Below are 25911 nucleotides of genomic sequence, written 5' to 3'. Positions count from 1 at the left end.
CGACTCACACCTTAGAGATCAAAACCGTCAAAATCGTCGGTTGCGACATCATTGTCTATCTGCCCCACCAGATAGGAGCTGATTTCGGATTCCTGTGGTGCTACCTGTACATTATCACTGACCAGCCAGCCATTCATCCAGGGCAAGGGGTTCTGCCTGGTCGGGAAGATCTCATCCAGCCCCAGCGCCTTCATTCTGACATTGGTGATGTACTCCACATAATCGCTGAGAATACGGGCGTTCAGACCGATCATGGAGCCTTCACTGAACAGATAGTTCGCCCAGTCCTTTTCCTGCTCTGCTGCTTCACGAAAGATCTCATATACATCCGGACGACAATCAATCGCAATCTGTTTGAACTCAGGATCATCCTTACCGGCAGCCATGATGGTCAGAATATGCTGCGTTCCGGTCAGGTGCAGTGCTTCATCGCGTGCGATCAGACGGATGATCTTGGCATTACCCTCCATCAGCGCCCGTTCGGCAAACGCGAATGAGCAGGCAAAACTGACATAGAAGCGGATTGCCTCCAGTACATTGACCGATACCATCGTCAGATAAAGCTTCTTCTTCAGATTGTACAGAGTCGCATCCAAGCGGCGTCCATCCACCTCTTTGACACAGGGGCCGTAGAGTGAATAGACATTGACCAGCTCAATGAACTCATCGTACAGACGCGTTACCGACTCGGCACGCTTGACGATCTCTTCGTTGGTCACGATCTGGTCAAAAACGGTCGACGGCTCGGTAATGATGTTGCGGATAATATGCGTATAGGAGCGGCTGTGGATGGTTTCGCTGAACGCCCAGGTTTCAAACCAGGTCTCCAGCTCCGGCAAGGATACCACTGGCAGAAAGGCCATATTCGGCGAGCGGCCCTGGACTGAGTCAAGCAGTGTCTGATACTTGAGATTACTCAGGAAGATATGCTTTTCGTGGTCCGGCATATCAATGAAGTCTTTGCGATCATTGGTCAGATCCACCTCTTCCGGACGCCAGAAAAAGGATAGCTGCTTTTCGATCAGTTTTTCAAAAATCGGGTACTTCTGCTTGTCATAACGGGCAACATTGACACCGCGACCAAAAAACATCGGCTCCCGTGTCGCATCATGGTTACTGGTGCTGAAAGTGGAGTATGCCATTCCGTATAGTTTCCCTGGTGTAGCGTTCTAACCTGAAGCGCTGCTCTCGGACGAGAGCAGCGTATTGAGCGGACGATCAGAGTTTGCAGGCGCCGCCTTCACAGCCCTCATCAGCCTGATCACTCGCGCCATCACGCGTGTTGTGATAGTAGAGTGTCTTCAGACCATACTTGTAGGCCGTCAGCAGATCCTTCATCAGCTGTTTCATCGGTACCTTATCGTCCGGGAAGCGGCTTGGATCATAGTTGGTGTTGGAGGAGACCGCCTGATCCACAAACTTCTGCATGATACCGACCAGCTGCAGATAGCCTTCGTTATCTGGAATACTCCAGAGCAGTTCATACTGCTCACGCAGTTTCAGATACTCAGGCACGACCTGCTTCAAAACACCATCTTTACTTGATTTGACCGACACGAAACCACGTGGTGGCTCAATACCATTGGTTGAGTTGGTGATCTGCGAGGAGGTCTCACAAGGCATCAACGCTGTCAGGGTGCTGTTGCGCAGACCAAACTCACGGATATCTTCACGCAGAGTTTCCCAGAAGTAGTGCAACGGCTCTTCACAATAGCTGTCGATATCACGCTTGTAGGTATCGATCGGCAACAGCCCCTTGGCATAGGTGGTCTCGTGGAATTTCGGGCAGGGGCCCATCTCTTTCGCCAGCTGGTTGGACGCCTTGAGCAGATAGTATTGAATCGCTTCGAAGGTTTTGTGCACCAGACCATTGGCAGAGCCATCGGAATACTTCACGCCATTTTTGGCCAGATAGTAGGCGAAGTTGGTTACACCGACCCCGAGTGTACGACGGTTCATGGATGCATTATAAGCAGCTGGAATCGGGTAATCCTGATAGTCCAGCAGGCTGTCGAGGGCACGCACGATCAGATCAGCCAGATTTTCCAGCTCATCCAGATTACTCAGCGCTCCCAGATTGAAGGCCGACAGCGTACACAGCGCAATCTCACCATCAGGGTCATTCACATCCTGCAACGGCTTGGTGGGCAGCGCTATCTCCAGGCAGAGATTGGACTGGCGCACCGGTGCCACTGCAGGATCAAACGGACTGTGGGTATTGCAGTGATCCACGTTCTGGATATAGATACGGCCGGTTGAGGCACGCTCGGATGCCAGCAGACCAAACAGCTCGACAGCTTTGATGGTTTTCTTGCGAATCGACGGGTCCTGCTCGTACTTCACATACAGACGCTCAAACTCTTCCTGATCGGCAAAAAAGCTGTCATACAGACCAGGCACTTCATGCGGGCTGAACAGGGTAATGTTCTCGCCCTTGATCAAACGCTGGTACATCACTTTATTCAGCTGTACGCCATAGTCGATATGACGCACACGGTTCTCTTCCACACCGCGGTTGTTCTTCAGCACCAGCAGTGATTCCACTTCAAGATGCCACAGTGGATAGAAGAGTGTTGCCGCGCCACCACGGACACCGCCCTGAGAGCAGGACTTCACCGCGGTCTGGAAATGCTTGTAGAAAGGGATACAACCGGTATGGAAAGCTTCGCCATTACGGATCGGGCTGCCGATGGCACGGATACGCCCGGCATTGATACCGATACCGGCACGCTGAGACACATACTTGACGATCGCAGCAGCTGTCGCGTTGATGGAGTCCAGACTGTCGTCGGTTTCGATCAGGACGCAGGAGCTGAACTGGCGCGTCGGTGTACGCACACCGGACATGATCGGTGTCGGCAATGACAGTTTGAACAGTGAGGTCGCATCATAAAAGCGCTTTACATAATCCAGACGCGTCTCTTTCGGATAGCCGGAGAAAAGGCATGCTGACACCAGCATATAAAGCATCTGCGGACTTTCGTAGATCTTGCCCGTCACACGGTTCTGAACCAGATACTTGCCTTCCAGCTGCTTGACCGCAGCATAGCTGAAGTTCATATCACGGCTATGGTCGATATGCTGGTTCAGCTCATCAAACTCGGCTTCGGTATAGTCTTCAACCAGGTGGCGGTCATAACGCTTCTCTTCCACCATTTTACTGACATGCTGATACAGATCCGGTGGATCAAAGCTGCCAAAGGCACGCTTACGCAAATGGAAGATCGCCAGTCGTGCGGCGAGATACTGATAATCCGGTGCCTCTTCCGAGATAAGGTCCGCCGCGGACTTGATCAGTGTCTCATGAATATCGGAGGTGGTGATCCCCTCATAAAACTGGATATGAGCGCTCAGCTCAACCTGTGACACCGAAACATTTTCCAGCCCCTCAGACGCCCAGATAATGACACGATGAATCTTCTCCAGATCAATCGGTTCCTTGCGCCCATCACGTTTGGTTACCATCAGATTTTTCTGCATAACGACGCTCTTCCAGTTTTATCGGTCGGTTATATTCAGGCGGGTCAGGTCCTGCTGTTTGGCCTCATTCTCGGCCCTGCCTGGCGTGTCATAACCAGATGATACAGCTCTGCAGGCTGCTTATTGCTCACTGGTTACTTTTTGCACTAGAAACACAATATCTTGTGTGCCCACTCTCAATGCACACACAATATAGCCACTAACGTGGAAATTTCAACTCTTGATTTATAGGCTTTTGCAGTGTAGGCAGATGCACAAAAAGGGGCTCTGTGCAGCGATCATGCGGGTTGAAGCTGACAGGCTGCAAAATTCGCCTGTGTGGATTTTTTTTCATGACAAAAGTCTTAAACCGGAAGCGCTCGCATAGTGACCATCAGCCAGCAAAGTGGTACATCAAACTCAGCGCCGAAAGCGTGCGGCCTCCCCTATCGAGTAAAGCCGCAGACTCGATGCGCAGATCAGAAGATCACCACTCCAGAATCACCTTGCCGGACTGACCCGAGCGCATCACATCAAACCCCTTCTGGAACTCATCTACCGGGAAATGGTGAGTGATCATCGGTGTCAGATCCAGACCGGACTGAATCAGTGCAGCCATTTTATACCAGGTCTCGAACATCTCACGACCATAGATCCCCTTGATCTGCAACCCCTTGAAGATAACCTGATTCCAGTCGATACCCATGTCGGATGGTGGAATCCCCAGCATCGCGATCTTGCCGCCATGATTCATGCCATCCAGCATGCCCTTAAAGGCCGAGGGTACGCCCGACATTTCCAGACCGACATCAAACCCTTCAGCCATGCCCAACTCATGCATCACCTCATGCAGATCCTCCTGCATGACGTTCAGTGTGCGTGTGGCACCCATCTGCCTGGCCAGACCCAGGCGATAGTCGTTCACATCGGTTACGACGATCTGCCGTGCACCGGCATGCTTGCACACTGCAGCAGCCATGATACCGATCGGCCCCGCTCCGGTAATCAGCACATCCTCGCCGACCAGATCAAATGACAAAGCGGTATGTACGGCATTACCGAAAGGATCAAAGATAGCCGCCAGATCATCAGAGATGTTGTCCGGGATCTTGAAGGCATTAAAGGCAGGGATCACCAGATATTCGGCAAAGGCACCGTCACGATTTACCCCGACTCCAATGGTATTACGGCACAGATGGGTTCGACCCGCACGACAGTTACGGCAGTGGCCGCAGGTGATATGCCCCTCACCGGATACACGATCACCGATTTTGAAACCACGTACCTCCTGTCCTATCTCCACCACCTCTCCGACATACTCATGCCCGGCCACCATCGGCACGGGAATTGTTTTCTGCGACCATTCATCCCAGTTATAGATATGAACATCGGTTCCGCAGATGGCGGTTTTGCGAATACGGATCAGCAGATCATTGTGCCCTACAGCCGGCACGGGAACATCTGTCATCCAGATACCTTGTTCAGGCTTCAGTTTAGCCAATGCTTTCATGATGACTCCTCAGATCTGACCAATCAGATAATACTCAGTGTACGACCGGCCTGAATAAAGGCTGCAATAGCCTTGTCCAGTTGTTCACGACTATGCGCTGCAGACATCTGCACACGGATACGCGCCTGCCCTTTGGGCACGACCGGATAGGAGAAGGCCACCACATAGATCCCTTGGGCCAATAGTTTTTCGGCCAGCTCTCCCGCCAGACGCGCATCACCGATCATCACCGGAATTATTGCATGGTCAGCACCCGCAAGTGTAAAGCCCGCCTCAGACATCTGCTGACGAAAATGACGCGCGTTGTCCCAGAGTTGGTCACGCAGCTCTCCACCCTGCTCTATCAGATCCATCACCCTCAGCGATGCTGCGACGATGGCCGGTGCAACCGAGTTGGAAAACAGATAGGGACGAGAGCGCTGGCGCAGCAGCTCAATGACGGACTTCCTGCCCGTAGTATAGCCGCCGGACGCACCACCGAGGGCTTTACCCAACGTGCCGGTGATGATATCGACGCGCCCCATGACATCGCAGTACTCATGGCTGCCACGACCACTGGCACCGAGAAAACCGGTCGCATGACAGTCATCGACCATGACCATGGCATCATACTGCTCTGCCAGGTCGCAGATGCCCTTCAGGTTGGCAATGACGCCATCCATTGAAAACACACCATCGGTAGCGATCAGAACATGACGCGCGCCATCCTGACGCGCCTGTTTGAGCTGTTGCTCCAGCTCGGTCATATCATTATTCGCATAGCGGTAGCGTTTAGCCTTACACAGACGAACGCCATCAATAATGGAGGCATGATTCAACGCATCCGAGATGATCGCATCCTCTGGCCCGAGCAGGACTTCGAACAAACCGCCATTGGCATCAAAGCAAGAAGGGTAAAGAATACACGCCTCCATACCGAGAAACTCTGCCAACCGATTTTCCAGCTCCTTGTGACGATCCTGAGTGCCACAGATAAAGCGCACGGAGGCCATACCGAAGCCATGGCTGTCCAACCCCTCCTTGGCTGCAGCAATCAGCTCGGGATGATTGGCCAATCCCAGATAGTTGTTGGCACAGAGGTTGATGACATGGCTACCATCGGCAATGGAGACCTCGCCCTGTTGTGCGGAGGTGATGATACGCTCTGCCTTGTAAAGGCCATCCTGGCGAATCTGCTCCAACTCGACATCAAGTTGCCGGTAAAAAGCGTCAGACATTCCTATCTCCTTATTATTGGTATGAGTCAGTAACAATAAGATTAGCACTCAGTGCACCGGAGTGTCCGCAGCTCATGCATGACTTTTTTGCACCGGTACAATTATCAGATAAATAAACTGACTTACGAGTCAAAACTTACTCCAGGTATTCACAGTTTATAAGCAGCATAATAACTGATTTTTAAGTCAGGATTTGATGACGTTCGACAATTAACTTATTGAAAATCAGAAAATTACACTCAAAATAAATGTATTTATTATTGTGAACAAAAATAAAGATAGTGATAAACAATATTTTGCAAAAATGTATTCTTTCATGTACTTTCAAATGGTCAGCCTTGACACTCGACGGATCAGTTCCCGGTACATTGAAAGTGTCCGATTTCAACCGATCCCTGCATTCTGTCTAAACTCAATCAAGAGGTGCAGCAGAATTCAGATTGTCTGCAAATAACAATAAAAGAGATTTGTCATGACTCAGGAAGCAACACAACAGAAGCAACCCGAAAAAAACCATGATCTGATGTATGGGCTGCATGACAGACCTGGGTTTATCCCCTCTCTGTTTGCAGCTTTTCAGCATGTTCTGGCAAGCCTGGTCGGGGTAGTGACACCGACTCTGATTATCGGTGGTGTACTTGGTCTGGGTGAGCATATCCCCTATCTTATCAGCATGGCGCTGATCGTATCCGGCGTAGGTACCTTTATTCAGTGTCGACGTATCGGACCCATTGGGGCGGGCATGCTCTGTCTGCAGGGCACCAGCTTTGCCTTTCTTACCGCCATTCTCTCAGCAGGGATGATCGTCAAGGGAAATGGTGGCACGCCAGAGGATATCCTCGCGACAATATTTGGTGTCAGCTTCTGTGCCGCCTTCGTAGAGATATTTCTCAGCCGCTTCATACACAGGCTGCAACGAATCATTACACCTGTCGTGACTGGTACCATCATTCTGCTGATCGGTATTCCGCTGATCAAAGTAGCCATGACCGATATCGGCGGTGGATTCGGCGCACAAAACTTCGGTGCACTGGACAATCTGCTGCTGGCAGCCGTGGTGCTGGTCACGGTGGTACTGCTGTACCGCTCCCAGAACCCTATGATTCGCCTTGCCGCGGTGGTTATCGGTCTTACTGCCGGCATGGTGGTCGCGTTTTTCATGGGTCGACTTGATTTTTCTCACCTTTCAAGTCTGCCGCTGATCTCGATTCCTGTGCCCTTCAAATACGGCTTCCAGTTTGACCTCGCGGCGTTCATTCCTCTTGCCATTCTATTTTGTGTCAGCGCCATGGAAACCACCGGTGACCTGACAGCCAACTCAACCATTTCGCGCGAGCCGGTCAAGGGCCCTGTTTACCTGAACCGTATCCGTGGCGGCGTGCTCGGTGATGGTGTCAACTCTCTGATCGCTGCCACTTTTAACAGCATGCCCTCCACCACCTTCAGCCAGAACAATGGTGTGATCGCACTGACAGGTGTTGCCAGTCGCTTTGTCGGTATCTATATTGCCGCCATTCTGGTGATCATGGGGCTGTTCCCGATCATCGGCGGTGTGCTGCAGCAGATGCCCAAGCCGGTGCTGGGTGGTGCGACACTGATCATGTTCGGCACCGTGGCTGTTGCAGGCATCCGCGTTCTGTCCAACGCAAAACTTGATCGTCGCAACATGATCATCATCGCCATCTCAATGGGGCTGGGAATCGGTGTGGCCAGCGTACCGGAAGTCCTGCAGGAGCTGCCAACCACCCTGGCCAATATTTTGCGCTCGCCCGTTGCCATCGGTGCTATTTCTGCCATCACTCTGAGCCTGTTGCTGCCGGAGATGAAAGACCCTACTGATGCCATCGAAGCACAAACTGCAGATGATCTGGCTGACACCAGCGACGAGAATGACGACAACAACCCACTGCCACGTACTGCCTTCAAGGAGGCTACCGGCAACAGCCACAATAGCTGACCCTATTGCCGCCCGACACTTAAAGGTCGGGCTCAATCCCCTGGCGTACCTTTCCGGATTGTACGTCAGGGCGTTTCTACATCCGGGTGATGCACACTTTCAACTGACAATGGAGCCGAAAGTCTCATGCAAAACCCAGCGACGCTTGCTACAGCAGCATCAGTAAAAGACTCAACAACACCATCAGCAACGCCCTCAGCGACAACATGGATCAAGCACCCTCTCGCGGCACTCGACAGTGCCTATGCCGGTGGTGTTGTGATCAGAGATGGGATCATCATTGAACTTGTGGCCGCTGGCCAGACACCTGTCTCCAGCATCGACACGATTCATGATGCCACAGAGCAGGTACTGCTCCCCGGTCTGATCAACAGCCATCACCACTTTTATCAGACACTCACCCGTGCCCATCCACAGGCCTTGAATAAGGAGCTGTTCTCCTGGCTGGTATCGCTCTATCCGATCTGGGCACGACTGCATCCGGCGATGGTGGAGTCATCCACCAGTATTGCCCTGGCTGAGATGCTGCTGTCCGGCTGCACCACGGCGAGTGATCACCACTACCTGTTCCCAGCCGGACTCGAAGAGGCGATCGATATACAGATCCAACAGGCCTCTCGGCTCGGTGTTCGCGTTCACCTCACGCGCGGCTCCATGAGCCTTGGCAAGGATCAGGGTGGATTGCCACCACAGTCAACCGTTCAGTCTGAGCAGACGATTCTGGACGATAGTGAACGTCTTATTCAGCGCTATCATGATGCCCGTCCCAGTGCGATGGTGCGGATCGCTCTGGCCCCCTGCTCACCCTTCTCGGTCAGCACTGATCTGATGAAAGCCAGTGCAACGCTGGCACAGCAGCACAAGGTTCAGTTGCATACCCATCTGGCCGAAACCGAGGATGAAACGGCCTTCTGCCTGCGCATGTTCGGTCAGCGCCCAGTGGATTATCTCGAATCGGTCGGCTGGCTCAGTGATCGTGTCTGGCTGGCACACGGCATCCATTTCAACGATGAGGAAGTACAGCGGCTGGGTAAGGCCGGTGTCGGCATTGCACACTGCCCCTCCTCCAATATGTTGCTGGCATCCGGACAGTGCCCGACACTGGATCTGGAGGCAGCCGGTTGTCCGGTTGGTATCGGTGTGGATGGCTCGGCCTCGAACGATGGCTCCAATATGATTCTGGAGGTACGACAGGCCCTGCTGTTACAACGCCTGCGTTATGGTGCGGCACGTATCACGCATCAGAAGGTGCTGGACTGGGCAACACGTGGCTCGGCGGCTTGTCTGGGGCGTGATGATATCGGTGAACTGGCTGTCGGCAAGCAGGCTGATCTGGCTCTGTTCAAGCTGGATGAGATACAGTTTGCAGGCGCTGGTGATCCATTGGCAGCACTGATTCTGTGCGGCGCTCAGCGCGCTGACAGGGTCATGGTGCAGGGCCGCTGGCGTGTTATAGACGGCCAGATCTGTGATCTGGATATCGAGGCGATGAAGGCACGCCAGCGAGAACTGGCTGCGCAGTTGCTGACCTGAACCTGATAACTTACCAAGAGGCACCTGATCTGCTCAAGTGCCTCTGTCTGAGCTGTCTTTGTCTGAGCTGTCTTTGTCTGAGAAGGGTGTTTGCCCTCTCAAAACCTTCATCCCACCATGAGATGAGCACAGCAGGATGCAAGCGGGTTCTCAGCCTGCATCCTTAAGACGCTGATGTCCCTCCTTCAGATGCACAACCTCCACCAGATCATCGCCACTGACCTGATAGGCCTGACCAAAACCACGCACATAGAGCCCGGCAATCGGCTTAAGGCAAAACAGGTTAAAATCACCCAACTGCGATAGATTGCCAATCATGTCGCCATGGCGCTCCTGCAGCTGCGCAACTCCGTTTGCCCAAAGATCGGACTCACGTTCCACCAGAGCTGCCGTCGCTTCAAAGGTCAGGCGCTCGCGCGCAAACAACTGCTTTGCCGTGCTCTCATCCTCAATGATCATCAGGGAGACATGAGGGTTAGCCTTGAGATTACGACCATGCCTGGCAATGTCGCTGATCAGGATATAATACCCCTCCTGATCCAGCGCAAAAGGGGCATAGCTGACATTAGGTGTCCCGTCCGGATTAATCGTCGCCAGCATCAGTGAGCGAGCCTGATCCCTTAATGACTGGATCTCCGGTGCGATCCGTTTCTGTAATCGGTTGTGTTGCTCACTCATGTGCAAGCTCCTTCAGTTTTTCAAATTCCAGTCGTTGGTTGTGCAAAATATCACCCTGAGTATCACGCCCGAGATAGACCTTGAAGATGCAGCCCCCTGCGTTTGAGAAGAAAGAGACAGCATAGGCCTCTTTGCCTCGCAGGGGTTTACTGATCAGAGCAATATGCGCCACTGCATCAAGCTTCAGATGACCATGCAGCTGCCCCGGCTTACCGAAAAGGTTATAGTAACCATAGGCCAGGCTACCGGTTGGCAAGCTGCCCTTGAACTCAAAAATTGAGCTCTCCACCTCAACGATGGTTGTTACCAGCCCCCACTCGGCCATTCGCAGGAGCAGCTCCTGAGCCCTCTCGCCCGGCAGGCAGGTTGCCAGCTCATCCGGCAGTGAACAGATCACCTCCCACTCACTGCATTCCAGTTGCCTGGCCACCTCGACCGTTCTCAGCTCTGGTTTTTCCTGCAGACACTGTTGTATCTGTTGTTGAAGTGTTGTCATCGACTGTATCTTCTCCCGATCTCTCTACTCATTCAGAAATACCAGTTCAGGTTGACCGCCAGGGTTCGACCTGAGGCAGAGTAACGCTCAAGACCAGGGTCCGTAGCGCTGACACCTCTGACATCATTCCAACGCCAGTAGCGCTTATCCGTCAGATTATAGAGCCCTGCACTGAGTTCCACACCCGACCCGAACCGATACCAGCCGCTCAGGTCTACAAGGCCGTAACCAGCAGGTGCCGGAAAGCTGTCCAGACGCGCGTCTTGAGCTTCTGTCTGATCAATGCGCTTCTTAGCTCCGACCAGCGTCCAATACAGATCGGTGCCCCAGCGCTGAGAAGGGTCCTCATACCCAAGGTTGAAGATCGCCGTCAGTGGCTCAATCGAATTCAGTGGTTTTTTACCCCCTTTATCCTGGCCATGAGCATACGCCAGACTGAAGCTGGCATGACTACCCAGAGGACCAATGCCTATTTCATCCAGATAGGCACGACCACTGACTTCAGCTCCTTTGATCACAACACGATCCAGGTTGATCGACTGGAAGCTCATCAGTGCACCACCGCCAGGTGTCGGCACTCGTTGCTGCTCAATAAAGCCCTTGTACTGATTATGAAATGCCGTCAGCTCGATGCGACCATAGCGATTATCCAAGCGTGTACCTATTTCAAAACCACGACTGGTCTCCTCCTTGAGATTTGGATTAGCCAACGTCTGATAGCCATGTCCGGCATTAACAAATTCGCCATACATATCCGTTACCGGAGGGGCACGAAATCCTTCAGCATACTGCGCGAACAACAACACTCCCGGCTGCAATTGATAGCGAACCCCCAGTCTTGGCGTCACACGAGAGGCACTGTAGTCGGGAGGGTCCATATCCGTTGCTCCGCTGTTGACATACGCATCCGTCACTGAGGGTTTGATACGATGCCGGTCATAGCGCAATCCAGGCAGCAGTGTCAGGTTGCCTATGGCCATTTCGTTCTGGATATAGAGACCAAAGGTATCAGCTACAGGATCTGGAAAATCGCTTGTCGGCTGCAGTGCCGTCTGCTGGCTGGTTGTCAGATTACGATTGACGCCCTGGCGCAAATTACGACTTTCCAGCCGACGCAGATCCGCACCATAGGTCAGATGGTGATCCACCTGACCGGACTGCCATGACTTATCGAGCTGTACACCGAGATCAACCACCTCTTCCTGATAGCTGGAATCCCGGATCTGCTGCTGCGCCTGACCATTGGTCATGCGACGCTCAATCGTAAGCTGATCCGATTGGCTCTCCTGCCAGGCCAGTCGTGTGCGGATCTCATCAAACGCGGCACTGTCCGCTTGAACCCAGTAATCCAGACTGATTTTGTCACGTTGCTGCCGGTCATCGGCATCATAGGACTGCCTGTGCACCAGCGCCGGTGGACGACCGGTCGTGGTGGCATAGAGGTGCCGCACTTCGGTATCCACATCATCACGAAAGCGCTCCAGAGTCAGCTGCAGGCGCTGATTATCATCCGGCTCCCAGCCCAGCTTGGCCATGACGCTGTGAGTCGTGGCGTCAACCGGGTCGGCATGGGTACGCGCCGCGCCATCAACCCGATGTTTGCCATAACTGCGCGTTTCGTTATAGCGACGCTGGCTCAGATGAAGCAGACCATCCAGATTATCCTGACGACCGGCGATCGTCCCACTCAGGGTCGTACCCTTATCCTTTGAGTCATACCCTGTCTTGAGCCTGCCGGCGATACCATCTCCGTCACCCAGATAGTCAGAGGCATCCCTGGTCACAAAAGCCACCACGCCACCGAGTGCATTCGCGCCATGCAGTGATGAGGCCGGACCACGGATAATTTCAACCTGTTTCAGGGTATCGATATCGACATAGTTACGCCGCGCATCCAGAAAAGGCCCAAAACTGAAGGCTTCGGCGATCGGCACCCCATCGACCTGCGTCAGTACTCGGTTACCACCTATCCCGCGGATAGTGATGCCATCCAGCCCGAATCGACTCCCACCCCCGCCGGTGTTGACACCGGGTTCATAGCGCAGAAGATCGCGCAGATCGTTAATCTGCTGCCGCTCCACCTGCTCTGCGTCTATAACCGATACCGAGGCAGACAGATCTTCCGTCGTCTGGCCCGAGCGTGTGGCTGTTACTGTGATAGGGTCGATACGATACCCCTCCTCTCTGGCATCCGCAGCGATAGCACCGGCAGACATCAGAGCTGTAGCGAGCAGGCTCAGTGGGAAAAGCTTCCCTCCCTGCTCTCTTAACGACACTTTAACTGGCACGATTAACGCCATGCTCAATCCTCATTGAAATCGATGATGTAAAAGGCTGTTGCTGCATAACATAACAAATACGCAATCTATTGCAAATCATTATTATTATTAATAGCATATAGATAATAAATCAACACTTCACTTTGTGGATGATGTCACCATGATCAGATTGTTTCTTCTTGTATGCCTCCTGTACCTGCCACTACCGGCGCTGTCAGAAATGAGGATCGTCAGTGCCGGCAGCACCATTACAGAGCTGATTATCGCTCTGGGAGCTGAGTCGGAACTGGTGGCCGTTGACAGCAGCAGTGAAGTTTCCGATGAAAGTCGAGTCAGCAGGCTTGGCTATCATCGTCAGCTCAGCCCCGAAGGCATCCTTTCTCTGGCACCTGATCTGCTGATCGGCTCTTCAGAAACAGGTCCAGCGCAGACCATCGAGCTACTCAGATCGGCAGGCATATCAACACTGCTGATGCCTCAGGCACTGGATATAGCCAGCCTGAAGCAAAACCTCCTGCAACTGGCAGACAGACTCCAGCGAACAGAAGAGGCGGAGAAGGTTCTACACGAAATCACACGGCATGAGACGTTGCTGAACCAGTCTGTCAACACCCCAAAACGGGTGATTTTTCTCCTGATGACAGATGAGCGCAGCATGCAGATGGGAGGAAGAAACACCCTCGCTGACAGCCTGATACGTACTGCGGGTGGATTGAATCCAGCGGCCTCTCAGGTGGAGGGGTACAGGCCGGTAACCCTGGAATCCGTCATCCAGATGCAACCAGACATAATCCTGGTTGCAGAGCGCCAGTTGCACTCCGAACAGAATATTGAACGACTGCTGCAGCGCTACCCGATGCTGCGAAACACACCAGCCGCCAGAAATGGTCAACTTCAGCTCATAGACAGCACCAGCCTGCTGGGCGGATTCGGTCTCAAAACCCTGGCGGAAGCGCTGAGGCTTAACTCTATCTGGTATCCATCATGATGCAGTTACGTGCCAACAACCTGCTGCTTATCATCATGCTGGCACTGGTGCTGACCAGTCTCTATTCCATGCTGACGGGGCCCATCACCCTTAACTGGAAGCAACTATTTGGCCTGACTCCTCTGGATCAGACTGAAGCCTTGGTACTGACCCATATCCGACTACCCAGGACTCTGCTTTGCCTGGCTGTGGGAGCATCGCTGGCTATTTCGGGCGCTGCAATGCAGGGGCTTTTCCGCAACCCGCTGGCAGATCCCGGAATTATCGGCGTGTCGAGCGGTGCTGCCGTGGGTGCTGCCATCGCACTCGTATTGCTGGCCCCACTGGCACTGTCGATGCCGGAATGGATCAGTCTGGGGCTGACCTCCTTCATGGCTTTCCTCGGCGCGCTGGCAGCATCACTTGTCGTTTACCAACTGGCAAAAACCCCCTGGGGTACCTCTGTCAGCATCCTTCTACTGGCTGGCATTGCCATCACGGCCCTGTCGATGAGTCTGCTGGGGTTTATGAACTATCTGGCCGATGACCAGGCACTAAGGGATCTGACACTATGGCAGATGGGCTCTCTGGCCCAGACTAACCGCACACTGGTAGCGATCGTTTGCTGCTGCAGCCTTATCTGTGCGTTGCTGTTGTATCGAGAAGCGAATCATCTCAATGCCCTCGCACTGGGAGAAGCTGAAGCTGGTCATCTCGGCATCGATGTCAATCCCCTCAAAAGGCGCCTTCTGCTGCTCGCCACCATCACGGTGGGCGTCAGTGTATCTGCAGTCGGTATTATCGGCTTCATCGGCCTGGTAGTGCCTCACCTGGTGCGCCTGCTGACAGGACCTGATCATAAAACCCTTCTTCCGCTGTCCGCTATTGTCGGCGCCTGGCTGCTGCTCATAGCCGATATGCTCGCACGCACGCTTGCAGCGCCTGCCGAAATGCCGGTTGGGATCATTACAGCGCTGATAGGAGCACCTTTCTTTATTGGGCTGCTGTTGAGGCAGAAAAAAGGGGCAGGACTGATATGACGGACATGATTGCTGTTGAGATTGAAGATCTGAATATCCGGATGGAGGGGCGCAATCTGCTGTCTGAGCTATCGTTAAAGGCCGCCTGCGGAGTAGTGATCGCAATTCTGGGCCCTAATGGTGCCGGAAAGAGTACCTTGCTCAAGGCGATCAGTGGTGATCTGAGTCATCAACACTATCCAGTAACGCTTTTCGGTCAGCCTCGACAGAACTGGAACAGGATGGAGTTGGCCTGCCTGGTCGGTGTTCTGCCTCAGCAGACAGCTGTCCTCTTCCCCTTCCGGGCCAGAGAGATCGTCATGCTGGGTCGTATCCCACACAGATGCAGCAGTGAAGAAAATGAGCTGGAAGTGGAGCTGGCGATGCGCAAACTGGATGTCTGGCATCTGCGTGACCGTCTGTTTCCTCAGCTCTCCGGCGGTGAAAAACAGCGTGTGCACTTTGCCAGAGTGCTGGCACAACTGGGAGAAGGAAATGCAGAGCGTCTGTTATTGCTGGATGAGCCCACCTCTGCGCTGGATCTGGGGCATCAACATCAGGTACTGGCACTGAGTCGTAAACTGGCGCACGAATCTGGCTATGCAGTCATCCTTGTACTGCACGACTTGAATCTGGCTGCACGCTACGCTGATCGCATCCTGCTGCTGCAGGAGGGCCGTTTGATTGCCAACGGCCCTCCCGGCAGCGTACTCAAAGTAGACTCCATTCGTGCGCTCTATCACTATGAAGCCAGACGCCTGAATATTGCTGATCTGAGCCATCCTGTGATTATCTGATCCTAAGCTCTATATATCTCTGCTGCGCCGTCTCGCCGTCATTTTGTAGATCAGAGGAATGGTGAAGAGTGTCAGCAGGGTTGAAACACTGATCCCCCAGACAATTGCCGTGGCCACCGGTCCGAAAATCAGTGATTTGCCACCCAGCCCCACAGCCAGCCCCATCAGCCCCGCCATGGTTGTCGCCGCGGTGATGATAATCGGCACCAGACGCCGGCGGGCAGCATAGACGATTGCATGCTGGATGCTCATACCGGCCTCACGGCGGCTGTTGGCAGCCGCCATCAGCACGATGGCGGAGTTCACAGCAATACCTGACAGGGCAATCAAGCCATACAGGGTATACAGGCTCAAAGGGTTCTTACTGAACCAGAGTCCATAGGCCACTCCGGTGAACGCCATTGGAATGGTCAACAGAATAATCAGTGGCTGGAAGTAGCTGCGGAACTGCGCACCCAGTATCAGATACATGAGGCCGACGCCCAGCACAAACAGGATCACCATCGCATCCAGCGACTCCTGAATATCATCCAGTTCACCGGAGAAATCCAGCGTGATGCCAGGATGAGAGCCCGCCAGAGTTTCCCAGGCATCCATCACCTGCTGGTTGGCCTGAAGCGTATCAATCACACTGCGATCCAGATCAGCTTCAAGCGTGATCGATCTGCTGAAGTTGTAGTGCCTCAAACTGGCATATCCCGTCTGTACTTCCATCTCCAGCAACTCGCTGAGAGGTACACGGCCCCCAACTGGGGTCGCTATCTGCGTATCCAGCCAGCGCTGAATATCATCCGTTTCCTGAGCCTGACTGCGGATACGCAGATCAACTTGCTCACCGCGGTCATTCATCTGCGCCACCACTTCACCATCGGTCAGTATACGCAGTGTACGCATGACACTGCCGGCATCCAGCCCGGCGCGTGCGATTGCCGGCATATTCAAGCGAGTGATCAGTTGCTGACTCCCGGGAGCGGCGTCATTAGTGATATCGGTCACACCTGGAATGGCCTCCAGTACTCGTGTCAGATCATTGACCGCAGCCTTGATCTCTTCATAGTCATCCCCTCTTACCTTGATACTGATCGGCATGGAGCTGGGAGGTCCATCAGACAGCTTGAGCAGAGTGACTGTGGCAGGAACTGGCGTATTTGCAAGCAGATGATCACGCAGCCCATCGATGATCTCATCCGCACTGCGCCCATTGTTATACCGAGGGGTCAGACTGACAAAAATCTGGCCATAGGACTCACCGATGAGTGGCTCCGTCTCGGTGAACATCTGACCGGCATAAGGCACCAGTGAACGCACCTCTTCCGGCTTCAGCCAGTCGCGAGTCAAAGCCTCCACCTGCTGTGTTTTATTGAGGGTATTATCCAGTGTGGTACCAGCCGGCATATCCACATTCACATAAAACACCTGCAGAGTATCTGCAGCAAAGAAGTTGGTCGCAATACGTTCAGTGGCCACCAGCCAGACTGCTGAAGAGAAGGCACTGATCAATAGCAGGAGTGTTACCCAGGGGTGGCGAAAACTGCTGACCAGTATTCGTCCATACAGATTGCGCATGCGCCTGAGGGTGTGCTCACGCCGGGAATGAATGGACGCTGCAGAGCTGCGTTGAATATTCAGAAAATGGCTCTGGGACGGCAACATCCAGAAAGCCTGCACCAGACTGAAGATCAGCGCTATGGTCACAACCATCGGCACGATTCGCATGAAATCGCCCAGAATGCCCGGCAGCAACATCAGTGGCAGGAAAGCCGCCATAGTCGTCAATACGGCGGCCAGAATCGGCCAGCCCACCTCCTGCATCGCGGCGATCGCTGCATCAATCGTCTGCATCCCCTGATGCAGACGCTGATGCATCGCTTCAACCATGACCACTGCCACATCCACCAACATACCCAGCGCAATGATCACGCCAAGCAGAACGGTCAGATTGAGTGTCTCACCGGTCATATTCAGAACGATAAACACGCCGGCCAGCGAGAAGGGGATCGCCATCGCCACCAGTAACCCGATGCGCCAGCCCAGGAACAGCCAACTGACCAAGAGAACGAAAGTCAGGCCCTGCAATGCGTTGGTCTGCATCGTATCGATCGCGCGGCGGGTCGACTCGGTCTGGTCATCGGCCAGCACCACTCGAACTCCCTGCTCTTCATGGCGCTGATTATAATCCTCGACAAAGGCCTCCAGCTGTTCTACCAGAACCAGTGTATTGGCATTTGCATCCTTCATGACTGCAAACATGACGGCAGGCTTATCTTCGAACAGCACCCTCTGGGTGGCATCCTGACGGCTGCGCTGGACGCGGGCCACCTCCTCCAGCAACATTTCACCACTGCTGTGGGGCAGCACCATTCTGGCCAGTTGATCAGGGTCGGGTGATTGTCCGATATGTCTTACCAGCCACTGCTCATTGGCAACAGTCAGCTTACCGGCTGCCTGATCCCGCCACTGCATCGAGATCATATCGGCCACCAGCGTCGGGGAAATACCCAGTCCAGCCAGCAGATCGAAGTCCAATTGGACCTGTACTTCAGGATCATTCATTCCAACGCTGTCGGCGCGATCTACCCCGCGTATCCGCTCCAGTTCACGCTTGACCTGAAACGCATGGCTTCGCAGCATTTCATCATCAGCCTGCCCCTGGAGCAGAATCGTAGCTGTCGGAAAGGCATTCGCGCTGGTGATCTCAATGATGGTTGGCTCAATGATATCCGGTGGTAATTCACTTCGCTTATTCTGTATTTCCCGGCGCAGGTCATTCACACGCTTGTCGAATGTGCGCTCATCAAGATCGCGGAACCTCACCAGTATATTGGACATGCCAACACGTGATGTGCTGGCTACAAAATTGACATCATTCAGTTTGCGCAGGGCATCTTCGAGGGGTTGCGTAACCCGCATCTCTATATCTTCTGCACTGGCTCCCGGCAGAAATGTCATGATCACGATCCAGTTGAAATTGATGGTCGGATCCTTCTGTCTGGGCATCAGATTATAAGACATCAATCCGATCAACAGGACCAGCACAAACACCAGATTGGTGAATACCGTATTACTGAGGAAACGATGAATCATCACTCCCCCCTCGGCAAGGGCAGCCGATGATGGCCAGAAATCACGATCTGACGCTGTGACCACTCAGGAGGAGCCGGGAAGGGTCTTCCCTCCTGCGCTCCCTCCAGCGGGAAGAACTCTGGCCAGCCGGACTCAATCAGAAAAACACCCAGCACGCCCTCCCTGCGCAGGATCAGGTTGGCCGGAATATACTCAACGCCATGATCAATGATCAATTGGCCAGTCATGCCGATCCGTGCATTATCCGGTGCGGTGAACCAGGTGCTGACGGTGCGGCTGCGCGGGTCCTGAACCATGGACTGTCGAATTAGTGTAACGGGTTCAGGATTAAGACCTGTTGCACTGAACTCAACCTGCCATTGACTGCCGTTATGCAAAAACAGGCTGACTGGCAGTTGTACTTCAATTTCAGCTGGGCTGATCTGAACCAGCTCCAATAACGGAGTACCCGGACTCACCCACCGCCCCTCACCGGTCAATTGTTGTAACACTGTAGCCTTGAAGGGAGCATGAATGTCACAACGCTCAATCTGACGTTCGGCCAGCCCCAGCTCCACACGAACACCCTGTATCTGGGCACGCGCACGCTCAACATCGGTCTGCGCATCTTCAAGTGATGAGGTATCTGTGAGCTGACGCGACTGCAATCCCTGTAAACGTTCAGCCTGACGCTCAGCACGCTTCAACCCGGCTTCGATATCACGTAATCGCGCCTGCAGAAGTGCCCGCTGGGCCTGCGTATCCAGGCAATCAAGCCTTACCAGAAGCTGCCCCTGCTCTACCGACTCACCCGGGCGTACCAGGATCTTCTCAATGCGAGCAGACAACTCACTGGCCAGAAAAGTATGATTCAGGCTGACGACTTCAGCAGCAAAACGCTGCACCAACCGTTCACTGACAGATTCAACTGTCGCAACCGTTACCCGATCAGACCAGTCATCGCCCGCAATGGTTGTCTGAACGCACCCTAGCAGTGCCATCAAAACAAGCGTCATTCTCCATGTCATCGTCAGACTCCAGAAAGCGTATTATTATTGGTAGGCCACTATTTATAAGCCGCTATTTATAAACCACTATACTCATGAGGCCCATCAGGACGAACAGACCACAGGCTACCCAGCGGATCCATGTCAGTGAGATACGCTGCATCAGCCAACTGCCGGCATAGGCGACTGGCACATTGGCCAGCATCATTCCCAGAGTGGAGCCGGCAACCACCCAGAGCAAGGCATTTTCAAATCGTGCCGCCATAATGACGGTAGCCACCTGAGTCTTATCACCTATCTCGGCCAGAAAAAACAGTATGCAGGTGGCGGTAAATGCGCCATAGGCCAGCACACTGGCGTCTGCACCCTCATCCTTGTCCGGCACTAACACCCAAAGTCCCACAGCGATGAAGCTGCCACCCAGTATCCAGGGCAACAGTAAAGGCGGGAACCACTGCACGACCCAGGCACCCAACCAGGCAGACAAACCGTGATTAAGCAGCGTGGCCACCAGAATACCCAGAATAATGGCACTGTGCCGAGCGTAGCGTGCAGCAAGGAAAAGAGTCAGCAGCTGGGTTTTGTCACCGATTTCAGCGATGGCAACCACCAGTGTCGAGGAGATAAAGGCATCCATTTGAGCTGTCCGGGCGGGCAAAATAAACCAAAGACACAATATACCTGCCCACCAAGGCGGCATACTGTGTCTCAGGTCTCATCAATCCCACTTTCGGGACGCAACTGCCATGAGCAATGGGGCTCAAGTATGTTGACAGTCACTCAGTGTCTGCTTATCTGGCAGACAGGAAGATTACTCCCCCAAGATCGACCGAATGGTAGCAGAAAATTAAATTAAAGTCATAGCTGCAAAAGACCTCGATCACGTATGATGAAATCAACTTTCTATTATCAATCAACATCCTTACTTTGATGTCAGTCTCAGAGTCCCGTCAAAGTCAGGTTCGGGGTTCCGCTGGTACTCAAGGCAGTGATCCAGATAGAAGCGATAAAGAGCCTGATTATCCTGTTCGAGTAAGCGGGTGAAAAAATAGGCAGCTTCAGTAAATCGAGCCTGTTGAAAAAGTGATAGGCCATACTCCATGAAAAGCTGTGCGTCAGTGTCGAATGCCACCCACTCCTGCCCTACATAACCTAGGCTCTCATACACAGTAACCGGGTGCTCACGCCCTTTCACCGCAACACGACCGAGACAGCGCAAACGGTATCGTTCCTTCTGGCGCAGTGCCTGCAGCGTGGACTCAGTCAATACAATAGTTGCACCAAACAGTTTACACAACCCTTCGGTACGGGAAGCCAGATTCACCTCATCACCAATGCAAGTATAGTCGGAACGATCAGTTGACCCCATCTCACCCACAACAGCAACCCCGGTATTCAAACCAATGCCTATCTTCAGAGGAGGCAGCCCCTCCTGTTGAAACATCTCATTCAGTTGCTCCAATGCCATTATCTGCTCGATTGCAGCCTGCAGCGCCTGATCAGCATGAAACTGATCAGGCAAGGGAGCATTCCAATAAGCCATAATCGCATCACCGATAAATTTGTCGACGGTACCTTTATGCGCCGTGATGATTCCAGTCATAGGCGTCATATAGCGATTGAGAAGCAAAATTAATGCCTTCGCCGACCCGATCATCTCAGACAGGGCTGTGAACCCCCTGATATCACTGAAGAAAACAGTCACCTCCTGCTCACTTCCTTCCAGAATCAGCTCCTCACTCTTCAGCAGTTGTGTGACAACATCATGGGAAACCTTTCTTTCGAAACGCCTGATGATCTTCGCTTTCTGCCTGGCTTCAAGTACATAGTTCAAAACAGTGCCAATAAGGAACAATGATATAAGCAGTAATACAGGCAAAAGCGAATGCAACACCAGTCCTTTGGATACCATCAGATAGTAATCCAATATAAGTAAAAAAATTAAAAGCACCAGGGCCAATAAAGAACCGAAACTTGATCCGGGAAGAGTTAAGAAGAGCCAAACCAGAACTGCAACAGCTGTAATTTTGGCTACATCAGCACCAGGCGCCCAATAGGGAGTCATGAGAAAGTCCTGATTTAAAAGATTATCCAGCACAGTCGCATGTACCTCTACCCCTGGAAAAACAGAATCTAAAGGTGTACTTCTCAAGTCATACAAACCTGCAGCAGAAGTGCCGATAAAGGCGATTTTTCCGGCTAAATCCTCTGATGAAACAGACTGGTTCAATACCTCTGAAGCTGAAATATAATTATAGCGTCTGGCTTCCCCCCGGAAGTTGATTCGCACTCTTCCATACATATCAGTTGGAATCTGATAGCCTTCAAGCTGAACCATGGCAACCTGAATATCTTCGTATAGAACGTTCACCCTGCTCACACCCAGCGCAAGGCGCGTCATCTCCAAAGCCAGAGATGGATAAAGCATGCCATTGAACTCCATCAGCAAAGGCATATGACGAATTACACCATCCTTGTCAGGAAGGGTATTGATATATCCGCTGAATAAGCTGGGGTTTATTTTTTGCGGGACACCGAGTATTGATCGGTGAGGCTTAGGCAAAAGTGAATCAACAGGTTTATCATATTCAACAATCAAGGCCAGCGTATCAAGGGCTTCATCAGAAACGATACCGTCCGGTTCCATGGCAAAAACATATCCGGAAACCGTCGGAGTATTCATTATCGCATCAAGCAGGATCTGGTCATGATCCGGTGCGTCATCGGCCGGTAAGCCCAGCGCTTTCAGCACTCGATGAGGTGAACTTCGATCAGGCTCTGGAAATATGATATCCAGACCAATCATACCTATACCGGCCTGATGAAGCTTCAGTAGAAGTTCTGCAACAAGATCACGCGACCAAGGCCACTGGCCATGTTCACTCAGACTCCGCTCATCAATATCAATAATAATGATATCAGCGTCTGCCGGCATTTCTCCCCTGATGGATAGCATCTGATCCTTAAGCCTGACCTCATATGGATCCACAAAGCCTGACAGGGTTGTATATAAGCCCAGAGTAATGACATAAAGTGTCAGAGCTATCCACAGATGCAGCCAGCCTCGCTGCATTTCAGAACCTCAGTATATAATTCACGAAGGCTGTAGTTTTATCATAGTCGAAAGGCCCCTGGTTAGAGTTATGGTTGGCATAGGCAACGCCGACACCGATTGCTGATCGCCTATCCAGAGCATAGGTCAACCCAAGATCATATCGATGAACCTTATCCTCACGACTGTTGGCAAAGAGAAAACTGGTCTCTTTGTAGTCGGTTTTCCGCCAGCTATAGCCGATGCTCCCTCTGAGCTTATCATTAAGGAGTTTCGAGAGTTCGACGCTCATTCCCAGCTCTTTCAATGTTGCCGGATTAGTCATGTACCGACTGGATGAGCGTTGCTTACGATCCTCGACACTGACTGCCATTTCGAGAGTAACCGGGTTGACTCCAAAATTACGTTGAAAGCCGACGGCCACCTTATTGCTCAAGGCGTTTCGAGGACTGTTTTCACTGGAGTAGTTGAGCGATTGAATACGATAGGATGCTTTCAGAAGAAGATCTGATGAAACCGCATGGTCATATTTTGCAGAAGCTGAAACACTACTTAAATAAGTACTGTAATCCAGCCATACCCTTTCCAGCACAACAGGAAAGCTGGCTTTGTAGTTATCAGAAACGTAGGAGGGCCCTGAGTCAACCGCAAGATAGAAAATATCATTACCTGACTCTTTTTTGTTATTGCGATTCAAACCTGTCAGCCGGTTTTCCCAGTGCCAGCCTCCTCGCAATCCAAAGTCATAAACATGGTCAAGGATCAAAGCCTGAGTTAAGCCATAGTCACGAACTTCATCGTTTCCCATGATACCGATATTCCCAAGACCTGGTAGCTCAATAATACTTCCTCCGCCGATATCATTGTTGGCATTACTGTCATATACGAGCCCAACCACAAGCGTTCTGGTCAAACTGTGCCGACTCTGCCTGGCTATCAAGGCACGTTGAAAGGCTTCTGCCTCTTCCCTCACCTGATCCGGAAGCTCCTGCCTCAACGCAATATCCAACTCATTTACAGCCAGATGCGGCTGGTTAAGCACAGAGTACCAACGTGCCATCTCAATTCTTGCCTGAGCATGATCCGGGTCTATTATGAATACTCGCTCAAGCGCGATCAGCGCTTCGTCATATCGCTTCAGCTCAAGAGCACTTCTGGCCAGAAAAAGATTAACGGTGATGTTACCCGGAATCTGTTCGCTCAACTCATCAAATGCACCATAAGCATCATGATAGTTTCGCTGACGGTATTGCTCCATCGCAGCTTCAAACGACTGATTAAGCCTCTCTAGTCGACCGTCTGCAGTTTCTGCCCCCTGTACCTGACCATAGGAAGCCGAGGCAGTCATCAGGAGAGAAGCAGCAAAAAATGACCTGAAAATTTGAGAAAAATTCATCATCTTACCGCCCTTATCACACCCACGGCCTGTCGCTCCTGGGCTGAATTAACCAGATTGAAAAAACCTCCCAGCGACTCGGCCGCTGGTCCATAGAAGTTTCCTATCAGTCCTCCTTCAGTATTCAACACATTTTCTCTGGCATTAAAAGTGAACACCCCATTTTCCGTGACAACGCCGTTTGAAAGTGAAATATCCCAGAGTGTTCCTGACCCGCCACTGGTGTGGAAGCGGATGGACCCGGAGTAAACCCCGGTTCCAAAGTTGAAACTGAGTTGAGTCTGGTTGACTGAGTCCAGAAGTATGTCATAAGGCGCAGCACTGAAGCTGTTCATATAGACATGACCTCTTGCCTGACCAAAATAGTTATAGATGGTAGAGGTACCCAGAAGGCTATTAATATGATTAACCGTTTCTGGTGTACGTGATCCAGCAACCCAGACACCTCCCGTCCAGCTTCCCCATACAGAGTAATGATCACTGGCACCAGGTAACTGTGTCACCGGCGGGACAAAGGTTACATTTGCAAACTCTGAGCTGTAGAAGCTATACCACCACCACAGATATCGCTCCAATTGCTCAGCATCTGTCAGCTCAGGTTCATCAATAATTGTGCCTGGCTGGTCATGTGATGGAGGTGGCTCATCAGGGTTCTGCGGTGGTGTTAGTGGTCCGTCATGACTTTCATTGATTTGATCCACTGCCGCCTGTTCACTTCTGTCTGCTATCGCTTGATCACTCAGACTATCGCCAGCCAACTCGCGCCGTAAATCTCTTGATGGCATTGCATCGTCCAACCTACCGGCGTATTCCAGAACCTCCTGTTCAGTTGCTACTGCACTCAGCATGACCATCTGTGCTGGCTCAACCGATCCTGACGATTCCAGCATGCGTCCGGCAGAAGGTGGAGGAACTTCAACATCTGTAGCCAGTTCGTTGACTATATCCTGAGTCAGATCAGCTGCCGGAGTAGGCGGGAAACCGGCAATAACACGTGTAAACTGCCCTGCAGGCACATCAACCTGTGCACCTGTTACATTTTCTATGACAAAAATATTGCCGCGAATAGTAGCGAACAATTCAAATTCGGGAGTAATTTTACCCGTGATGATGGTTCCTCGAATCCCAACAGTCGCCGTCCGACTGTTAAGTCGAAAGCTCTCTGGTGATCGATTAACAATTTGTCCGGATATCGCCTTGAAAGTACCCTGAGCAATATTCAGGGACATGCGAGCATCATCATCAGTATTAATGAATTCATCAACTCGGAATTCAGCATTACCTCCCAGGCTGATGACAGTATTATCACCCAAAACCAACTGTGCTCTGGCCCCGGCTGAAGTCATCAGAGTGTCCCGAACCTCCAGCTCGCTCCCTGTTTGGGCCATAAGCGAGGCATCACCTCGCAGAATCGTAGCATCTCCATATAGTAAAGAGATCTTTCCGACAGCCCCGAAAGCTGAGCAGCTGAATAGGATAAG

18 protein-coding genes are annotated in these 25911 nt (G+C 52.3%); 5 read left to right on the top strand and 13 right to left on the bottom strand.

Going from position 1 to position 25911, the window contains the following annotated elements:
- Positions 1 to 11 precede the first annotated feature (11 nt).
- From nrdB to kbl, 4 genes are all read right to left on the bottom strand, one after another.
- The gene (nrdB, locus tag F7R27_RS06185) at positions 12 to 1142 is read right to left on the bottom strand and encodes a class Ia ribonucleoside-diphosphate reductase subunit beta (protein ID WP_151703363.1); all 1131 of its coding nucleotides are present in this window, start codon (positions 1140 to 1142) and stop codon (positions 12 to 14) included.
- Positions 1143 to 1218: 76 nt separating this feature from the next.
- A complete protein-coding gene (gene nrdA / locus F7R27_RS06180; RefSeq protein ID WP_151703362.1) occupies positions 1219 to 3480 on the bottom strand; it encodes a class 1a ribonucleoside-diphosphate reductase subunit alpha in 2262 nt (753 codons plus the stop codon).
- Between the two features lie 466 nt (positions 3481 to 3946).
- Positions 3947 to 4969, bottom strand: coding sequence for an L-threonine 3-dehydrogenase (tdh, locus tag F7R27_RS06175; RefSeq protein ID WP_151703361.1), 1023 nt, complete (start codon positions 4967 to 4969; stop codon positions 3947 to 3949).
- A 23-nt stretch (positions 4970 to 4992) separates the two neighbouring features.
- Positions 4993 to 6186, bottom strand: a complete 1194-nt coding sequence (gene kbl / locus F7R27_RS06170) for a glycine C-acetyltransferase (protein ID WP_151703360.1) — start codon at positions 6184 to 6186, stop codon at positions 4993 to 4995.
- Positions 6187 to 6658: 472 nt separating this feature from the next.
- Between kbl and F7R27_RS06165 the strand changes: the two genes are divergently transcribed.
- Both F7R27_RS06165 and F7R27_RS06160 read left to right on the top strand, forming a co-directional pair.
- Positions 6659 to 8143, top strand: a complete 1485-nt coding sequence (locus tag F7R27_RS06165; protein ID WP_151703359.1) for a nucleobase:cation symporter-2 family protein — start codon at positions 6659 to 6661, stop codon at positions 8141 to 8143.
- A gap of 126 nt (positions 8144 to 8269) precedes the next feature.
- Positions 8270 to 9676 (top strand): 8-oxoguanine deaminase, encoded by a 1407-nt coding sequence (locus F7R27_RS06160; RefSeq protein WP_151703358.1) that lies wholly within the window; start codon positions 8270 to 8272, stop codon positions 9674 to 9676.
- Positions 9677 to 9826: 150 nt separating this feature from the next.
- Here the strand turns inward: F7R27_RS06160 and hutZ are convergent, their stop codons facing one another.
- Genes hutZ through F7R27_RS06145 form a run of 3 tightly spaced genes read right to left on the bottom strand, consistent with a single transcriptional unit; the run spans position 9827 to position 13150 of the window.
- A complete protein-coding gene (gene hutZ / locus F7R27_RS06155) occupies positions 9827 to 10354 on the bottom strand; it encodes a heme utilization protein HutZ (RefSeq protein WP_151703357.1) in 528 nt (175 codons plus the stop codon).
- Complete coding sequence (gene hutX / locus F7R27_RS06150) at positions 10347 to 10850, bottom strand: heme utilization cystosolic carrier protein HutX (RefSeq protein WP_151703356.1); 504 nt, start codon at positions 10848 to 10850, stop codon at positions 10347 to 10349. Before hutX ends, hutZ begins: the two co-directional genes overlap by 8 nt.
- 32 nt (positions 10851 to 10882) lie before the next feature.
- Complete coding sequence (locus F7R27_RS06145) at positions 10883 to 13150, bottom strand: TonB-dependent hemoglobin/transferrin/lactoferrin family receptor (RefSeq protein WP_151703355.1); 2268 nt, start codon at positions 13148 to 13150, stop codon at positions 10883 to 10885.
- Between the two features lie 139 nt (positions 13151 to 13289).
- On the opposite strand from F7R27_RS06145, the gene F7R27_RS06140 reads away from it, so the two are divergent.
- From F7R27_RS06140 to F7R27_RS06130, 3 genes are read left to right on the top strand one after another with little or no spacing between them, the layout of a single operon-like run.
- Positions 13290 to 14117, top strand: coding sequence for a heme/hemin ABC transporter substrate-binding protein (locus tag F7R27_RS06140; protein WP_151703354.1), 828 nt, complete (start codon positions 13290 to 13292; stop codon positions 14115 to 14117).
- Positions 14114 to 15136 carry a FecCD family ABC transporter permease gene (locus F7R27_RS06135; RefSeq protein ID WP_168927444.1) on the top strand — a complete coding sequence of 341 codons (1023 nt, stop codon included), beginning with the start codon at positions 14114 to 14116 and terminating at the stop codon, positions 15134 to 15136. Before F7R27_RS06140 ends, F7R27_RS06135 begins: the two co-directional genes overlap by 4 nt.
- Positions 15133 to 15912, top strand: coding sequence for a heme ABC transporter ATP-binding protein (locus tag F7R27_RS06130; protein ID WP_151703353.1), 780 nt, complete (start codon positions 15133 to 15135; stop codon positions 15910 to 15912). The genes F7R27_RS06135 and F7R27_RS06130 overlap by 4 nt, the downstream gene beginning before the upstream one ends.
- Before the next feature lie 9 nt (positions 15913 to 15921).
- On the opposite strand, the gene F7R27_RS06125 is transcribed toward F7R27_RS06130, so the two are convergent.
- From F7R27_RS06125 to F7R27_RS06100, 6 genes are all read right to left on the bottom strand, one after another.
- Positions 15922 to 18996, bottom strand: coding sequence for an efflux RND transporter permease subunit (locus tag F7R27_RS06125; RefSeq protein WP_151703352.1), 3075 nt, complete (start codon positions 18994 to 18996; stop codon positions 15922 to 15924).
- Positions 18996 to 20003, bottom strand: a complete 1008-nt coding sequence (locus F7R27_RS06120) for an efflux RND transporter periplasmic adaptor subunit (RefSeq protein ID WP_151703351.1) — start codon at positions 20001 to 20003, stop codon at positions 18996 to 18998. The genes F7R27_RS06125 and F7R27_RS06120 overlap by 1 nt, the downstream gene beginning before the upstream one ends.
- 52 nt (positions 20004 to 20055) lie before the next feature.
- Entirely contained in the window at positions 20056 to 20619 is a 564-nt protein-coding gene (locus F7R27_RS06115; protein ID WP_151703350.1) for a TMEM165/GDT1 family protein, read from the bottom strand.
- 285 nt (positions 20620 to 20904) lie between these two features.
- Positions 20905 to 23055, bottom strand: a complete 2151-nt coding sequence (locus tag F7R27_RS06110; RefSeq protein ID WP_151703349.1) for a CHASE2 domain-containing protein — start codon at positions 23053 to 23055, stop codon at positions 20905 to 20907.
- Position 23056: 1 nt separating this feature from the next.
- The gene (locus tag F7R27_RS06105) at positions 23057 to 24382 is read right to left on the bottom strand and encodes a tetratricopeptide repeat protein (RefSeq protein WP_168927443.1); all 1326 of its coding nucleotides are present in this window, start codon (positions 24380 to 24382) and stop codon (positions 23057 to 23059) included.
- 47 nt (positions 24383 to 24429) lie between these two features.
- Positions 24430 to 25776 carry a FecR family protein gene (locus F7R27_RS06100; RefSeq protein WP_168927442.1) on the bottom strand — a complete coding sequence of 449 codons (1347 nt, stop codon included), beginning with the start codon at positions 25774 to 25776 and terminating at the stop codon, positions 24430 to 24432.
- Positions 25777 to 25911: the final 135 nt, after the last annotated feature.

It is taken from the genome of Nitrincola alkalilacustris (genome assembly GCF_008973755.1).
Classification (GTDB): Bacteria; Pseudomonadota; Gammaproteobacteria; order Pseudomonadales; family Balneatricaceae; genus Nitrincola; species Nitrincola alkalilacustris.
The sequence above is the reverse complement of the archived record's forward strand: the minus strand, read 5'-3'. Positions and strand labels throughout refer to the sequence as shown.

Coding starts and splice junctions, on each gene's coding strand:
- nrdB (WP_151703363.1), bottom strand. CDS start 1,142: ATGGCATACTCCACTTTCAGCACCAGTAACCATGATGCGACACGGGAG.
- nrdA (WP_151703362.1), bottom strand. CDS start 3,480: ATGCAGAAAAATCTGATGGTAACCAAACGTGATGGGCGCAAGGAACCG.
- tdh (WP_151703361.1), bottom strand. CDS start 4,969: ATGAAAGCATTGGCTAAACTGAAGCCTGAACAAGGTATCTGGATGACA.
- kbl (WP_151703360.1), bottom strand. CDS start 6,186: ATGTCTGACGCTTTTTACCGGCAACTTGATGTCGAGTTGGAGCAGATT.
- F7R27_RS06165 (WP_151703359.1), top strand. CDS start 6,659: ATGACTCAGGAAGCAACACAACAGAAGCAACCCGAAAAAAACCATGAT.
- F7R27_RS06160 (WP_151703358.1), top strand. CDS start 8,270: ATGCAAAACCCAGCGACGCTTGCTACAGCAGCATCAGTAAAAGACTCA.
- hutZ (WP_151703357.1), bottom strand. CDS start 10,354: ATGAGTGAGCAACACAACCGATTACAGAAACGGATCGCACCGGAGATC.
- hutX (WP_151703356.1), bottom strand. CDS start 10,850: ATGACAACACTTCAACAACAGATACAACAGTGTCTGCAGGAAAAACCA.
- F7R27_RS06145 (WP_151703355.1), bottom strand. CDS start 13,150: ATGGCGTTAATCGTGCCAGTTAAAGTGTCGTTAAGAGAGCAGGGAGGG.
- F7R27_RS06140 (WP_151703354.1), top strand. CDS start 13,290: ATGATCAGATTGTTTCTTCTTGTATGCCTCCTGTACCTGCCACTACCG.
- F7R27_RS06135 (WP_168927444.1), top strand. CDS start 14,114: ATGATGCAGTTACGTGCCAACAACCTGCTGCTTATCATCATGCTGGCA.
- F7R27_RS06130 (WP_151703353.1), top strand. CDS start 15,133: ATGACGGACATGATTGCTGTTGAGATTGAAGATCTGAATATCCGGATG.
- F7R27_RS06125 (WP_151703352.1), bottom strand. CDS start 18,996: ATGATTCATCGTTTCCTCAGTAATACGGTATTCACCAATCTGGTGTTT.
- F7R27_RS06120 (WP_151703351.1), bottom strand. CDS start 20,003: ATGACATGGAGAATGACGCTTGTTTTGATGGCACTGCTAGGGTGCGTT.
- F7R27_RS06115 (WP_151703350.1), bottom strand. CDS start 20,619: ATGGATGCCTTTATCTCCTCGACACTGGTGGTTGCCATCGCTGAAATC.
- F7R27_RS06110 (WP_151703349.1), bottom strand. CDS start 23,055: ATGCAGCGAGGCTGGCTGCATCTGTGGATAGCTCTGACACTTTATGTC.
- F7R27_RS06105 (WP_168927443.1), bottom strand. CDS start 24,382: ATGACTGCCTCGGCTTCCTATGGTCAGGTACAGGGGGCAGAAACTGCA.
- F7R27_RS06100 (WP_168927442.1), bottom strand. CDS start 25,776: ATGACTTCAGCCGGGGCCAGAGCACAGTTGGTTTTGGGTGATAATACT.